Annotated in this window: 1 protein-coding gene; it reads right to left on the bottom strand. The window is 60.6% G+C overall.

Annotated features, from left to right (window positions below; all coding sequences use genetic code 11):
* On the bottom strand, nucleotides 1–507 hold a 507-nt coding region (locus NKH13_RS35580; protein WP_352917506.1), incomplete at both ends, for a TCP-1/cpn60 chaperonin family protein.

Here is a 507-nt window from a genome sequence, read left to right as displayed (position 1 = left end):
TCTCGTGGAGAAGAATGTAGGCGTCTTCCAGATCCGCAACCATCTTCTCGGCGTTGGTGACGAAGTAGGGCGAGAGATAGCCGCGGTCGAACTGCATGCCTTCAACGACTTCAAGCTCGGTCTCGGCGGTCTTTGCTTCCTCGACGGTGATGACGCCCTCATTGCCGACCTTCTGCATCGCTTCCGCGATCATCGAGCCGACCGACACGTCGCCATTGCCGGCGATGGTGCCGACCTGGGCAACCTCTTCCGAGGTCTTGATCTTCTTGGCGTTCTTGATCAGCGTCGCGACGACGTCGGCGACGGCGAGGTCGATGCCGCGCTTGAGGTCCATCGGGTTCATGCCGGCGGCAACCGACTTGTGGCCTTCCTGGACGATCGACTGTGCCAGAACGGTCGCGGTGGTGGTGCCGTCGCCGGCGATGTCGTTGGTCTTCGAAGCAACTTCGCGGACCATCTGCGCGCCCATGTTTTCGAACTTGTCCTCAAGCTCGATTTCCTTGGCGA

It is taken from the genome of Mesorhizobium sp. M1348 (assembly GCF_040317925.1).
Taxonomy (GTDB): domain Bacteria; phylum Pseudomonadota; class Alphaproteobacteria; order Rhizobiales; family Rhizobiaceae; genus Mesorhizobium.
Note: the sequence above shows the minus strand (reverse complement) of the source record. Positions and strands in the feature narration are given on the sequence as shown.